Genomic DNA, 15066 nt, shown 5'->3' on the forward strand with positions numbered 1-15066 from the left:
CCTTTTCCTTCTGCTCCTAATCACCATTTCAGCACCTCGGCTACCAGCTGCAAACGTTGAGCGAATGTGTGGTCCTTCAAGGTGCGATGCAGCCCCCGTAAGGCAACTTGTCTGCGCTGCTCTTCATGTTTTAAGTAGTAGTCCAGCTTCATAATGAGCTCATCCGGTGAATGAAAGGTATCGAGCTCCACGCCAGGCACATAGTAGTTTGGCAAATCTTCACGCACATCCGTTAGTTGAAGCGTGCCGCAGGCTGCGATCTCGTACGTGCGCGGATTGATGGATCTGCCCGGCAGGTTCAGCTCGTTTTTATTGTCCTTGCCCTGCTCTGTAGTCCGATGCATATTAATGACTATCTTGGCGCCGTTGTAGTAGCGGATGGATTCATCGACCGGCAGCCAGCCCATTCGAATGAATTTCTGCAATTGCTTATAGTGGCGCAGTCGATCCCATAGGCCGCCAGCAATAAACACCTTGCGGTTCTTCAGGTAAGGAGCGATGGCATCGAACAGCTCCACGCGGTTCCAGAATGCTTGCCCGATAAAACAAATATCGCTGCGATGCACCGCCTCCACTTTCATGGGCTTAAACCAATTGGGATCGACAGCCAGCGGCATGTAGACCACCTCAGCACAGCCAAGTCCCCTGTACAGGTCAACTGTGCTCAGCTCATGCGTAAGCACAACATCGTAATGCGGCGCGATATGCACCGTATCTGCCGTTACATACGGATCATCCGCGAACCAAATGGCCGTACGAATGCCCATGGCCCGCACCGCATCCACCTGCTGCAAATGATCGTCCGGGAACACATGCAATCCGTTGAGGACCAGCATCCAATCCGGTCTGATGAACGAAGCTTGCTCGGCCATGAATTTAGCGTCAGCTACATGCACCTCGCGCACGGTTTGGCGAAGCGCTTCAATGATGCCTTGGTCGATGGCTTCAAAGCCCTGCGGAATGTACAGTACGCAGACATTCCTTTTGGGGAATGCTGCGGCCGGATGCATTCGCCGGTAGATGAAGTCGCAAGCGCCATCCCGCTGGCCGTTGCTGTATCCAGCGGCGAATCCTTTTCTTGCTGCCTTGGCGTAATATTTTCGCTTCGCCTGCACGCGCTCCACCCCTGATTTTCGAGTATTCTGTCTCCATATATATGCGAATGACAGGCAAGGCTCTTGGTCACTTGTCCGCTTGGCTTACAAAATTGGCGTTTGACCCCTAAGGCAGATTGTCTTGAAAAAAGTAGTATATTTCTGGCAGTACAGTCACATATTAAAAGAGGTTACGGCATGAACATGAAGGAGGGCTTGATTATTCATTTCTCAAAGAAAGTGGTTGAACCGATTCCGGAAGAGCAAACGTCCATTTGGACATGCAGTAACGATGACTGCAGCTGCTGGATGCGAAATGATTTCTCATTCGGCGAATTTCCAAGCTGCCCCATCTGCCATTCCAGCATGACCAGCGAAATCAAATGCCTGCCCGTCCTCACCAACGGCACCAAGCGCAGCTTTCAGTAGATGATTGGTTTGAGGTGACTCCGGTCAACTCAGCATTCATCTTCAGATGTTGGTTTGAGGTGACTCCGGTCAGCTCAGCATTCATCTCATTCAGAGAGCTGCTGGACCTATGGGGCAGCGAGAGATAAACAGCATGAAGAGGCTGACACTTAATCATCGATGATGATTAAAGGTCAGCCTCTTCATGTTCTAGTTGGGTTGTGCCAGTGCCCTCCATTCTGGGGCTGTCAGCGGATATTCCGCTAACAGCATTGAAACGTAGTCGAATCGATGCGCTTAAGCGGATATATCGCTCTCAAAGTAGCTCGATCGCCGAAACCCAGTAATCTCATCTTTTCTGGGTGCTATTAGCGGGTTAACGCTAATCAGCATATCCGACATCGCTGACGGTGAGAGTTCAATTCTTGTACTCTCAGCATCCGACTCAGGAGGAAATTTGGTTGTTTGTTCACTGAGAGTTCGAATTTAGAGCTCTCAGCTTCATCTCGATGTGGTTTGGACGGTGAGAGTTCAATTTTCGCACTCTCGGCATCCGACCCAGTAGGAAACGGGTTAGTTGGATCATTGAGAGTTCAATTTTAGAACTCTCAGTTTCATTTCGATGTGGTTTCGGCGGTGAGAGTTCCGTTTTCGCACTCTCAGCATCCGACGTAGGAGGAATTAGGTTAGTTGGTTCGCTGAAAGTCGGTTTTTCCGACTCTCAGCTTCATTTCGGCATGTTTTCAGCGCTGAGAGTTGGATTTTCCCACTCTCAGCATCCATCACAGGAGGTATTAGGTTAGTCTGTTTTCCCGACTCTCAGCTTCATCTCAGAGGTAAAGTAGCGGTTGGCGCTACCTCCAACCAAAAAACAAAAGTGCCAAGAAAGTCCCCCCACGGGACTTTCTTGGCACCTACAAATTTAAACCGTAAACCTTGCCGCAGACTGGGACAGTTGCTGCGACAGCCCGGAGAGGCTTTGCGAGCTCATCGCCGTCTGCTCGGAGCTGGCCGAAGCTTCCTCGCTGACTGCCGCGATGTTCTCGATGGCCTCGAGCACTTCTCTTGTTTGGCGCGACTGCTCCTCGCTGGCTGCGGCGATATCGGTTACTTGCACCGTAACCTCGCTCACCTTTTGCGTGATATGTACCAAGGATTCGCCCGTTTGTTTCGCGAACAGGACGGAATCGAGCGCCGCTTGCGAGCTCTCCGAAGCGAAGGTTTGCATCTCTTCGATAATGCCGGTAATTTGTTTGGCCGCCTCGCTGCTGCGCTCGGCCAGTTTACGTACCTCTTCGGCTACAACGGAGAAACCTTTGCCGTTCTCCCCTGCTCTTGCCGCTTCAATCGCCGCATTCAAGGCAAGCAGGTTGGTTTGCTGCGCAATCTCATCGATCACGCCGATAATTTCACCGATCTTTGACGATGCTGTTTGCAAGGTGCTCATCTTATCGCTGAGTACGTCCATGCTTTGAATGGAGCGCTGTACGATCCGATCGCTCGCCTCTGCTACACTTCGCGTATCGCCGCACAGATTAGCAGCACCTTCTGCACTGACGGCAACCGTATCGATCGCGACCGATAGCTCCTGCATCAGCTCATTAATCGACTGGGCGGATTTTGCCTGCTCATTGCTCCCTCTGGCGATCTCATCCGTACTTTTCGTAATATCGAAGGAAGCAACGGAAACGGAATTCGCCGACTCCTTCATATGAGCAATGACGCTGCGCAGGCTCGTCACCATATCATTAAACGAACGCGAGAACTGGCCGACCTCATCCCTCGACGTAAAATCGCTGTTCACCGTCAAATCGCCCCGTGCCACCTTCGCTGAAATGTCCGCCAACTGCCGAAGCGAACTTCGCGTGGACATACAGAATCCGATGGTTAGATACGTCGCCAGCAGCAGGAGCAGCGAAATAAAGAGCGTGCTCTGCAACCGTTCGGATGTGAAGCCATCCACCCGCTTATGCAGCAAGTCATTCAGAACATCCGAGGAGGTCTCGTACAAAGAGAAAGCCGCGGATATCGCGTCACCACTCAAATCATCCTTACTCCCTGCTCCCACAGGTACCCGATTCGCTTCCATAAACCGTTCATTCATCAGCTCCACGAACGTATGGAATGAAGCAGCCGATTCCGTTGCAACGCGGCTCATATCCTCTCGCAAGCTAGGATTGTAGGCGTAAACCGTCTGCAGGTTTTTCTCGATCTCCGCGAGATTACTCTCGATTTGAGTCAAATTGCGATCCAATCGCCGCTTCGTCGATTGCGTCAACTCTCCGTCATAGATCGCACGGTTTGCAATGACGGCGGATGCGCTGAGCAAATCAGTTATATACGGAAGCTTCACTAAGCTAATATCCATGATATAGTACGAATCCAAATCCGGATCCAAGACCAAATTCGAATGATCGCCTACTAATGTAATTAAATCCAAATGATCCTGTACCAGCACATCATATTTCTTGTACTCGTCATCCACTACACCTGCTTTGGGCATGCTGCTCTTGAAATCCTGCCAATCGGACTGCAGCTTCTTCCAAGCCGTCTCTGTCCCAAGCTTTGATCCATATTTGTCTTCAAGCGCTTGCTGCTGCTTCATCGCCATCTCCATCAAGTTCTGACTCTCAGCAATCGCGGCCTCGCTTCCGATTTCACCTAATTGAAGGGAAGTCGTCTGCTCCCGCAGGTCCAGTGCAATCTGCAGCATATTCTTCATGCCTGCGTTATACTGGTTTCCGATTAATTCCTTCCTGCCGAATTCAATGCCGACCTTCTTCTCCGAAATGTAGAAGTACATCAATAATGCGACCGGGATGATCAGAACAACGCCAATAATGATAAATTTCTGCGCGTAGTTCAAGCGATTCATTAGTTTAATAGCAGGATTGAAGATTGTTGTAATCATGGTGTTTCCTCCTTATTAATCTTGGTCATCCCTAGCAAGCACTTCAATAGTACGATACATTTTCGACAAAATTCAGCATTTACCTCCTTTATTCGACGCTATTCTGCGTAAATTTTCCATAAAGATGAACCGGCATTCGCCATCCTAGCAGCAGAGAAGCTCGTTTCATTTCGGACAAAAAAAGGCCGGCGATTCCTCCTCCTAATCAGGAAAGAAACGCCGACCTCGTCATTTATTTCGATGCTTTCCAGGCATCGATCTGTGATTGCATTTCCGACAAAATCTTATCAAGACCTGCCTTCTTCAGCTTCTCGTTCATCTTCGTCAGTGTCGTATCCGGATCGGCGATGCCGGTTACCAGCCCTGCGTAGAACTCATCCACGACGGAGGCCGTTTGCGCAAGCTCGCTCTTCACATTGCTCGGATCAAAGGAGAAGCCAAGCAGCTTGGAAGGAATAGCAGCCGCATTCTTGTCAGGACCTGCCGGGAACCATTTCGGCTGTGTCGGGCTTGTGCGGTAGGAGTTGAACATATTGCCATACTCCCAGCCGGAATCCATCCAGTAGCCGGTGTTGTCGATCTTCTGAATGAGGTCGTCCCCAGCCTTCGTGTAATGTTTGCCTTCGATACCGAAGCTCATCAGATTAAACAGTTGCGGATCGGAATAGAGCAGGTTGTAGAACATCATCGCTCTGGCCGGATCTTTGGACGTGCGGGAGATCGCCGTCATCGTTGCAATGATGGAGCCCGTGCTCATGTAAGGCTTGGAGAATTCAACCGCTGCCACGTTCGCTGCATCCCCGCCGCCGAATTTTGCCGCCTGGTTTGCCGCTGAATCCGGGTTGATAACGGTAAATGTGGAGGACACGTATTTACCTGCCAGCTCATCGGAGTTTGTATCTTTCAGCGTGGAAGCATCCTTGCGGATAATGCCTTTCTCAAACCATTCATGCATGAGCTTCAAGAAGTTCGTGAATTCAGGGGTTTCGTACAAATTAACAACCTTCGAGCTGTCATCGTTGATATAGACGACACCCGGGTTTTTCTGCGAGAAATATTCAATGCCAAGCGCACTGCCGTAGTTGCCCATGACATCGGTGTCGCCTTTCAGGCTGAACGGGAATTTATCCGGCTCGCCGGCTTTAACTTTCTCGAAGAACGGCGTCAAATCTTGAAGGGTCTTAAATTGATCCGCTGTGAAGCCGTACTTATCGAGGAAAGTCTTGTTAATCAGAACGCCAGGTGTTCTTGCCAGTACTTGAGTATTAATGATGGCATAAAGCTTGCCTTTCACTTTGGCCGCATCCCATGCTGCTTCCGGCACCTGCTTTAGAATGTCCGGTCCGTACTGCGGGAGCAGATCCGTAATGTCCAGGAACGCGCCTTTATTCACATTTTGCAAATAATCGTTGGTCCAGTTGGAGGTGAAGATCAGATCCGCATTCTCACCGGAAGCGGCAATGGCCTGCATCTTCTGATCGTAGGTGCCCCAATCGACGAGCTGAATGTTCAGCGTCGCATTGATTTTCTCCTTCGTAATCTTGCTCATCTCATCCTGTACGAGCTTCGCATCCGGGAAAACGCTTTGCGGCAAATACCATGTAATTTCATAGGGATCGAGCTTCGATGCATCCGTTGCAGTCGTGTTCGCTGCCGAATTGTTTGCTGCCGTGTTATCCGCCTTGGTGCTGCCGTTGTTCGCAGACGATTTTGCATCGTTCTCTGTGTTACTGTTGCCGCAGCCGCTAAGCAGCATGCTAACGGAAAGAACCGCTGTCAGTGTTGCCGTAACAAACTTGAACCCTCTTCTTCTCATTGAAATAACCCTCCTGTGATTACTATTTATTATCATCCGAGAACGGACCGATAATCCAGTACAACTTTTCAAGCCGAGCCTCATTCATGAGCTTTAACCCTTGACCGCGCCAACCGTTAATCCCTTGACCAAATATTTTTGGAAGAACGGGAAGGCAAACAGCATTGGACCAGCAGCGAGAATCGCGATCGCCATACGGGATGACTCTGTTGGAATCGCGCTCAGATCGACGCTGATTCCTGCTTGCACATTCTTAGTCAGGAACTCGATATTGGTCATAATGCGGTTCAAGAAGAACTGCAGCGGAATCAGCTTCTCGTTCTGAATGTAGAGCATGGCAAGCCACCAATCATTCCAGAACGCCAGCGCGTAGAACAACCCGATCGTCGCCAAAGCCGGCTTCGATAGCGGAAGTATGATTCGCACGAAAATACTCAGCTCCGTTGCGCCGTCGATCTTTGCGGATTCGATGATTTCAAACGGCAGCCCCTGCATAAACCCCTTCATCAGCATCGCGAACCAAGCACTGACGCCATAGGGAAGAATCAACGCCCAAATCGTATCCTGCAGATGCAGCACATTCGTCATGATCATGTAGGAAGGTACAAGTCCCGCATTAAAGAGGAGCGTGAAGAACACGAAGAATGTAGTTGCCTTGCTGTATCTGTAATCCTTGCGCGTCATGACATAAGCAATGGAAGACGTAAGGAGCAGAGCGATTGCGGTTCCGACCACTGTCACAACAATCGTTATGAAATACGATTGCAGCAGCAGCTTCGGGTTCTGGAGCAAATAAGAGTAGGCGGTAAACGTAAACCGCTTCGGAATGAGCTGGTACCCGTACCTGGCGATGTCGGCGTCATAGGAGAGCGATACCGATACCACGTACAGCAACGGAAAAACAATCAGAATCGACAGCAGGGTCAGAACCAGTACGATCAGTACATTGTTGCCGCCCAGTCTGCCCGCTCTAGCTGCGTGCATTTGCGCTCACCTCCATTAGAACAACGCGTTGTCCTTGCTGTATTTTCGAACGAGCAGATTCGTGGTCAGGACTAAGATGAGTCCGACAACCGCCTGATACAAGCTTGCCGCTGAGGCCATGCCGAGATCTCCGACGACGCGCAGCGACCGATACACGTAGGTGTCCATCACATCGGTTGTCGAATAGAGCATCCCTGCGTCCCTCGGTATGAAGTAGAACAAGCCGAAGTCCGAGTAGAAAATACGTCCGATATTCAACATGGTCAGCATCGTGATGAGCGGCGTAATCAGTGGAATCGAGATGTTGCGAATCTGCTGAAGACGGGAAGCTCCGTCAATCGAAGCGGCTTCATAATAGCTCGAATCGATCGCAATTAAGCCGGTGAAGAAAATAATCGCGGTGTAACCGACGTTCTTCCACAAATAAGTCAGCGTCAGAATGAGCGGCCAATAGGACGGATTGCCATACCAATCAATGGCTGTGCCATGAAATTGTTCCACTGCCTTATTGATGACGCCATACGTGGGGTTCAGCAGAATATAAGTAACAAACCCGACGACAACCCATGAGAGAAAGTAAGGGAAGAATAGGATCGTTTGAAAAATCTTCACGAGCCGTCTGCCCATTTCCGCCATCAGCAGTCCTACGATAACGGAGCAGAACGTCCCGACGATGATGAATACCCCATTCAACAGGAGCGTGTTTCGTGTTATCCGCATCGCATCCTGGGAATTAAAGAAGAACTTAAAGTTGTTTAAGCCTGACCAGGCGCTGCCCCAAATGCCGTCGGCATAATTGATGTCTTTAAATGCGATCACGATGCCAAACAGCGGCAGGTAATAGAAGATAAAGACGACGATGATCGCAGGCAGGCTAATCAGTAATAAGCTTCTGCCTTTCATGAAATGTTTCCATTCCTTCTTGAAAACCAAAGTGGTTCCTCTGCTCATATGCTCCTCCTTTATGCGGTTTTGCAATTTCGTTGTTTACGATTCTGAGCATACGGCGCTTTTGGGCAGCGGCGAAACTGCTCATTTTTGCGGGGTCAAAAAAGCACTGTACGATACTGAAATGCGCCGAAAATCCACTGTACAAAAACAAAAAAACTAGCTAATCCTGCTTTTTAGGCAAAACAAATAATCCTTCATAGACCTGAAGGATTATGGATAAATAGCGTTGTGATTTACATAGAGCTCGCTTGTACTGTGGATGCATAAACGTGAAGCAGCCGAGCATGCTCGCGCAAGCGATCACGACCGCCGTGTATCTCCTTCCTTCATCGCCACCTCCACAGCAGCAGCCGAATGCATTCCCTCACGATTCTAACGAACCGTAGAAGCCTTATGTGGGAGAAATGGGCTCCTCATTTTTTCTAACGAACCACAGAGACCTTATTTAGTCGAAATAGATAGAAATACACGGGTTTTGGAGCAAATAAGGCCTGTAGGATTCGTTAGAATTTCAAATCGCTACTTTTTGATCAAATAAGGCCCGTACGGTTCGTTAAAGTTAACCGTATATTCCGGTTGACCTTATATACAAAAAGACCGCCGATAGCGGAATCGGCGGTCTTTCGTATCTCAACTTCCACAACGGTGGGGAAATGGGTTCTACCCTTTCCCTCGCCCGGCAATATATTCCCGCGGCGTCATGCCAAACTTCGCTTTGAACAATTTATAGAAATAGCTTTCATTCTCGATTCCGACTCGGCGCATGATTTCCTGAATGCTCAGCTTCGAGTTCTCCATCCACTCTACCGCTTTCGTCAACCGGATCTGATTGATGTACTCCGGTATCGACATGCCGAAATGCTCTTTGGATATCTTGCTCAGTTTATAGGCTGAGAGCCGCATCATGCCCGATATATCGGTCGCCGACAGCGAGGAGTCAAAATAATTCGAATCGATAAAAGCCTTAATCGTATCCGCCGCGACTTGATTCCCTTCCTCGGCAGCCGATTTTCGCTCACTCGTAATCGTCTGAACCGCTTCAAGCAGCTGTTCCTCGAACTGCTCCGCCGTCTCCTCTTCATACAACTCCCTGTTCAGCAGCTTCGCATGAATATGAATAGGCTCCTTGAGCGTCCGGTTCATTTCGTATACAGCCTTCTTCAAATGATGCACAACCTGCATGCTGACGAGCATAATGTCGCTGTACTCCAGCTTGCGGATATACCGGAACAGCTCGCGGAACTTCTCTTCCGTTCGAACAGGATCGCCTTTCTTAACAACCTCGATGAACTTGCCCGTAAGCTCCATCACCTGCTCCATATCAATACTGCCCGTCTGCTCATCGATTTCCGCTTGCGTAATGACCGCCATATGTCCTCGCACGTAACGATAAGAGCTGTTCGTGAAGGTGTGGCTATATGCCGCCGCGATAGCTTGATAGTCCTCGATCGGCTCGCTGATAGCGACAGAGAACGAGATTTTGTAATGCTCTTTAATGTAGTGCTGCGCTTCCATGAGCAGCTCCTTAACCGCGTCTGCCTGCGAGGCCGAATCGATATTGAGAAGAATCGTGAACGAATCATCCTTCATGTCCACCGTTTGATGCGCGAATGAACGGCTTATTACTTCCGTCGTGATGTTGGCAATCGCGAAGCGCAGCAGCTCCCGTTCGACCAAGCTCTTCGTCATAAACAGCTTATAGTTGTCGATGCGCAGCACGCAGATGAGAAACGGCTTCTCCTGCGACATTGCAGGATGGAGGGAATGGAGCGCCTCACCGAAAGCCGGACTGCTCATACTGAAGCTGTCGACGAGCAATCGCTTGAGAAAATAGAGCTTCATAATGCCGGTGTTGTTGTTTTTCTCCAGATGATACTCATACAGCTGCTCTCTCGATTTCTGGTACACCTCGGTTAAATAAGAGAATTCATCCTTCGCCCCCGGGGTCACGGAGCCTCCGCGCGAGGTCTGTTCCATCAGCCTTCTGACCGGCTTGTAGATCCCTCTTGAAACAGACAAGGTCAACAGCAGCGCTCCGGCAAAGATCGCCATTGTAATGAGCAGAATCGTATCCAGCAGCTGCTTCAGGTTCGCATATGCCTCTTTGTACGGCTTTGCATCCAGCAGTGTCCATCCCGTCTTCTCGAGCCGGATATACGAGATGATATATTTCTCGCCGCCGATGCTCTGGTTGAAGAAACCAGACGGCTGCGCAGACTGTGCTTCCGAGCTGCCCGCCTTGTCTACGTAAGCTTGCCTGATCGTATTCGCGAATGTTGACGTTTGTACCGGATTCGCCGGATCCGTCTCAATCAGTCCATTGCCGCTGTCCAGGATGTAGAGCTCACTTCTCGCACCTGCTTCAATCCGGTTAATCGCACGAATATTATCGACAAGCCAGTCCAGCTTAATGTTAAGAATAATGGCGCCATCCATGCGGTTATCCCGATCCGTCGTCTCATACATGATATAGCTTAATACCGTATTCGCAGCACCGCCTGCGCCTTGGTCTGCGGCTTCCGCGCTGCGGCGCACGATTGCGCGAAGGACCGGAATGCTCGTGTAGCTTTGCAGCACCTTATCGAGCTCCGCGTCTTTATGATATAAATCGCCGTATGTCGAGTAATACAATTTCTTATGATTGTTATAAATGTAGATAGATTGGATAAACGGATTGTTCGCCACAATCGTCGCGTTTAGTTTATTGATGACATTCAAATGCTCGTACGTTTCCTCATCGTTCAAATACATGAGCGCCTTCACGTCATTGCTGCCATACGTGGAGAGCGTGATGTTGCGAATCATCGTATCGAGATAATCGATATTGTATTTCATCTGCGAGAGCACCTTCTGACTGTTCTCGTATTCGCTCTTGAACACCTTCTTCTCCACATTCACATAAACAAGCGTGGAGAACGATACGACGATTAGCAGAGTAATACTGGTAATCCATAAGAATATGCGCAGCAAATATTTCTTCTCTTGAAACAGACGAATGAGGCTCATAAGCAAGTACCACCCTTGTTATTCAATCTTTGCTTCCCAAACCGAGCTGCCGTAATGAATGTCCGCTTTGCAAATATGTCCGGCAACCGCGATCGGCTGCTTGCCTTCTGACGCATGCAATAATTGAAGGGCAGCACTTCGTCCCATATCATAGAAAGGCTGGTTTGCACCCGTAATATCCAATCGAAGCCTCCCATTCAACCCTTGCGCATCATAAGAAACAAGAGAAATGTCTTCCGGGACACGTTTGCTGAGACGCTTAAGTGCGACAAGTACAGCCTCGGCAATCTGATCATTCGCTGCAAAAACAGCCGTATATCGCATCGTACCCAGCACTTCCTCAAGCCGAGAAACAAAGAATTCGAACTCACTCTCGAAATTCTCAAACCGGGTCGGGATGCACAAGTCGTAGTCAGACCCGAACGGAATACCCGCCTCAATAAAGGCTTGTCTCATGCCAAGCAGCCGTTCATAGAACGTGCTGAGATCCGAATTGCGTACGAAAGCAATCCGCCGATGTCCCTTGGCAAGCAGCAATTTCGTGAGCGAATAGGCTCCCGAAGCATTGTCACTTGTCACAAAGGGAATATCGATATCCCAAACGCGCCTATCCAGGAATAAGACCGGGATGCCGCTTGCTGCCAACCTCTCATAGAGCTGCCGACTGCGAGGCCCATCCTGACCATCGTGGATCGGACTAAGAATGATTCCATCCACTTGTCTTGCAATCGCGCTCGTCACGAAAGCCTCCAGCTTATCGAGGCTTCGGTTATCGCTGCTGCTCATCAGTTGAAAGCCCTTCGGCTGCAGCACATCTTCGATCCCACGCAGGGCGGCTCCCCAGAGCGGATTATCGATGCCGATAACCGAAGCGGCGATTAGTCCGCTCCCGCCTCCGCTTATGTTCCCACCGCGGCTATTCCTCTGGGATACGGAACTCAGCCCGCCATCTGCGAGATAAGTACCCCGGCGGTTGTCCCGCGTGAGCAGACCTTCCCCGCACAGTTCCTTAATAGCCTTTTCTATCGTATTTACGCTGGATTGATAGGACTCCGCCAAAGTGCGGCTCGATGGCAGGCGCGAAGCGCCTTGCCACTCCCCTACATGTATGCGCTTTCGAATATCTTCCTTAATACGGTGATACGGGTACGTAGACAGCCTATTCACCTTCATCTCTACTAGATTAGCTTGACTATATGATATGTGTATCATCTGTGTCAATCGAGAGTGTATATTTAATCGGAACTATGCATATAGTCCTATCAATATATATCTTTAGTCCTTATTCCTAGCAGTGACAGTCGTCATTCACGTCTATAAATACCAACTCTATCCTTTTAAATAGGTTCCAGAGACCCATTCACGACACTGAGATATTATGGAAAATAGAAATAGAACTATATTCCTACATTTTTCGCCAAATTGAATCTATTCTCATAGGCAAACCCTTCGAAAGCAGGGGACGCAAAGTCATTGGATCTAAGTCTTTTCTCCTAATTAGAGATTAGATACGACTGCCAGACTGCCGAAGTTAATCTGCTGGCCTTGGTTCCTCCAAGCGTGAAGATGCGTATCGGTCTATTGCCGCCATCTTACACTCCGAGGGCCTGAGGCTTTTTTGCATACCCATATCGACGTAGAAAGGATGTGATCAGCTTGGCAACCCCATACGAGAAGTTCAGTTCGAAGCTTCTGACCTTTACCTTGATGTTTCTGATCCTTACCTCGCTCCCTATTTATGTAACCGTTCTCTCGCTTGAGCTGATTACCTTTCAGGTCTTTATTCGATTCGTCTCGTCCGTGATCCCGCTTGGCCTTGTGCTCTATTTCGTTTACCGACAAACCTATAAAACGCTTAAAGGGAAATTGATTATTTCAGCCTATTCCTTCCTGCTCTGCTTCATTGTCATGTGGTTTATACCGACGCCGAATTCCGGAAACGTAGTCTTCCTCTTCGCGCTACTCTCCCTCATCTATCTGGACCGCTACGTGACGCTGCTGGCAAGTGGATACGGCACCCTTGTACTCATCATCCATCAATTGTTCAATCCTTATCTGCTCGAAACGGATCTGCTCTACCGAATTGTACAGTTCACGTTGTTTACCATGTGTTGTATCACCTGTGTCAGCGTATGTATCATTGGAGGCAAAATCATTTCGAATGCGCAGCGCAGCGAGAAGAAAGCACTGGATAACGAGAACCGGTACCGGCAAATATTCGAGCTGTCTCCCGAAGCCAATATCGTGCAAATCGACAATAAGATTGTACATATGAATAGATCGGGAATGACGATGCTCGGCGCGAAGCACTTGGATGAATTAATCGGCGTTGATGTATTTGACCTTGCTTTGCCGGAGTATCACGAGCTGATCCGCGCGAAAGCGGCTGACCTCATCGCAGGCAAAACCACCTTGGATTACACCGAGCTCCGTATTTACAAGCTGAATGGTGACGTGATCGAGGTGGAAACAAATTCCATCTCAACTTTATTCAATAATCGCCCAGCCATCCTCTCGAACTTCCGTAATATATCGGAAACGAAGATCGCACGCGAAACCATTAACTATATGGCGTACCACGATCCATTAACCGACTTGCCGAATCGCTATCAATTCATTATGAAGATGGAAGCAGAGCTTCGGAATGCCGCTAACCAGCCAAGCAGCTTCGCGATCTTGTTCCTGGACATGGACCGGTTCAAATCCATTAACGATACATTCGGCCATCCCCTGGGAGATCGACTGCTCAAGAGCTTCGCCAATCGGCTTCGGACTACGCTACAAGAATCCGTGTTCGCGGCCAGATTGGCCGGCGACGAGTTCGTCATCCTGCTGCCGAATAGCGACGCTGGGGCAGTGGGAACGCTGGTTGAGCCACTGCTGGAGCGGCTCTCCGAACCTTTTATTCTCAAAGGGCAAGATATTATTGTTACGACGAGTATCGGGATTGCGATGTATCCGAAAGACGGGCAGGATGCCGATACGCTTCTGATTCACGCGGATGCGGCTATGTATGCGGCTAAGCGGCAGGGGAGAAATAACTACGCTTTCTATAGCAATGAGATGAACGAGGTCAATTTGCGGAAAATGATGCTGGAGCAGGACTTGCGCAAAGCACTGCAGCAAGACGAGCTGCATTTGGTCTATCAAGGCAAGAAAGATTTGCAGAGCAACCGTCTGAGCGGCTTCGAGGCTCTCCTGCGTTGGACGCATCCGAAGTTCGGCATCGTTTCGCCGGCTGAATTTATTCCGCTTGCTGAAGAAACGGGGCTTATTGTTCCGATTGGCGAATGGGTGATAAGGCAGGTCTGTGATCAAATCAATGCTTGGAAGAAAACGGGCTTGTCCCCGCTGCCGGTGTCCGTGAACCTATCGGTTCGTCAATTCAAGCAGGACAACCTCATTGAGATGCTGAAGACGATCCTGCTCTCCACGGGGGTCGAACCGCAGCTCATTGAACTTGAAATTACAGAAAGCGTTGCTTCTTCCAATTTCGAAGCCCCGCTTATTCGCAAACTGCACGAAATGAAGGCACTCGGCGTTCATATCTCTATTGATGACTTTGGAACCGGCTATTCATCACTCAGCTACCTGCGCCTATTTCCGGTGGACACGCTCAAGATGGACAAATGCTTTATTCGCAATATTGATCACAATCGAGATGATTTGGCCATCGTCACTGCGATCATCGGCATGGCTCACAGCCTTAAGCTTCAGGTGCTTGCTGAAGGCGTCGAGCACGAGACACAGCTTGCTCTCTTGAAGGAGCAAGGCTGCGACGGCGCGCAAGGCTATCTGATCGGCTACCCCATTCCCGCACACGAAGTGAAGCTGCTGCTGCTTCCGGCCCTTGTGCCAAGCAATTCGTAGGGGAGTACAAGCCCGTTCCTATGATG

General features: G+C 49.5%; 9 protein-coding genes and 1 riboswitch. Of the genes, 2 read left to right on the forward strand and 7 right to left on the reverse strand.

Annotation, left to right across the window (positions count from 1 at the left end):
• Nucleotides 1-20: 20 nt before the first annotated feature.
• Nucleotides 21-1115: a CgeB family protein gene (locus AC6ESO_RS14295; RefSeq protein ID WP_497091927.1), complete on the reverse strand. Its 1095-nt coding sequence runs from the start codon at nucleotides 1113-1115 to the stop codon at nucleotides 21-23.
• Nucleotides 1116-1316: 201 nt separating this feature from the next.
• Here AC6ESO_RS14295 and AC6ESO_RS14300 point away from each other — a divergent pair, with 201 nt between their 5' ends.
• Entirely contained in the window at nucleotides 1317-1523 is a 207-nt protein-coding gene (locus AC6ESO_RS14300) for a cold-shock protein (RefSeq protein ID WP_091220103.1), read from the forward strand.
• A gap of 901 nt (nucleotides 1524-2424) precedes the next feature.
• Here AC6ESO_RS14300 and AC6ESO_RS14305 read toward each other — a convergent pair.
• The 6 genes from AC6ESO_RS14305 to AC6ESO_RS14330 form a co-directional block, all read right to left on the reverse strand.
• The gene (locus AC6ESO_RS14305) at nucleotides 2425-4413 is read right to left on the reverse strand and encodes a methyl-accepting chemotaxis protein (protein ID WP_497091928.1); all 1989 of its coding nucleotides are present in this window, start codon (nucleotides 4411-4413) and stop codon (nucleotides 2425-2427) included.
• A gap of 232 nt (nucleotides 4414-4645) precedes the next feature.
• The gene (locus AC6ESO_RS14310) at nucleotides 4646-6229 is read right to left on the reverse strand and encodes a DUF3502 domain-containing protein (RefSeq protein WP_497091929.1); all 1584 of its coding nucleotides are present in this window, start codon (nucleotides 6227-6229) and stop codon (nucleotides 4646-4648) included.
• 93 nt (nucleotides 6230-6322) lie between these two features.
• Entirely contained in the window at nucleotides 6323-7213 is an 891-nt protein-coding gene (locus AC6ESO_RS14315) for a carbohydrate ABC transporter permease (protein ID WP_497091930.1), read from the reverse strand.
• Nucleotides 7214-7228: 15 nt separating this feature from the next.
• Nucleotides 7229-8164: an ABC transporter permease gene (locus AC6ESO_RS14320; protein ID WP_497091931.1), complete on the reverse strand. Its 936-nt coding sequence runs from the start codon at nucleotides 8162-8164 to the stop codon at nucleotides 7229-7231.
• Between the two features lie 660 nt (nucleotides 8165-8824).
• Entirely contained in the window at nucleotides 8825-11170 is a 2346-nt protein-coding gene (locus tag AC6ESO_RS14325) for a helix-turn-helix domain-containing protein (protein ID WP_497091932.1), read from the reverse strand.
• Nucleotides 11171-11188: 18 nt separating this feature from the next.
• Nucleotides 11189-12337 carry a GntR family transcriptional regulator gene (locus AC6ESO_RS14330; protein ID WP_497091933.1) on the reverse strand — a complete coding sequence of 383 codons (1149 nt, stop codon included), beginning with the start codon at nucleotides 12335-12337 and terminating at the stop codon, nucleotides 11189-11191.
• A 262-nt stretch (nucleotides 12338-12599) separates the two neighbouring features.
• A riboswitch (cyclic di-GMP riboswitch) is annotated at nucleotides 12600-12700 on the forward strand.
• Between the two features lie 126 nt (nucleotides 12701-12826).
• On the opposite strand from AC6ESO_RS14330, the gene AC6ESO_RS14335 reads away from it, so the two are divergent.
• The gene (locus AC6ESO_RS14335) at nucleotides 12827-15040 is read left to right on the forward strand and encodes a putative bifunctional diguanylate cyclase/phosphodiesterase (protein ID WP_497091934.1); all 2214 of its coding nucleotides are present in this window, start codon (nucleotides 12827-12829) and stop codon (nucleotides 15038-15040) included.
• The last annotated feature ends 26 nt before the right edge of the window (nucleotides 15041-15066 follow it).

It is taken from the genome of Paenibacillus rhizoryzae, from assembly GCF_059686995.1.

Coding starts and splice junctions, on each gene's coding strand:
- AC6ESO_RS14320 (WP_497091931.1), bottom strand. CDS start 8,164: ATGAGCAGAGGAACCACTTTGGTTTTCAAGAAGGAATGGAAACATTTC.
- AC6ESO_RS14325 (WP_497091932.1), bottom strand. CDS start 11,170: ATGAGCCTCATTCGTCTGTTTCAAGAGAAGAAATATTTGCTGCGCATA.
- AC6ESO_RS14305 (WP_497091928.1), bottom strand. CDS start 4,413: ATGATTACAACAATCTTCAATCCTGCTATTAAACTAATGAATCGCTTG.
- AC6ESO_RS14315 (WP_497091930.1), bottom strand. CDS start 7,213: ATGCACGCAGCTAGAGCGGGCAGACTGGGCGGCAACAATGTACTGATC.
- AC6ESO_RS14310 (WP_497091929.1), bottom strand. CDS start 6,229: ATGAGAAGAAGAGGGTTCAAGTTTGTTACGGCAACACTGACAGCGGTT.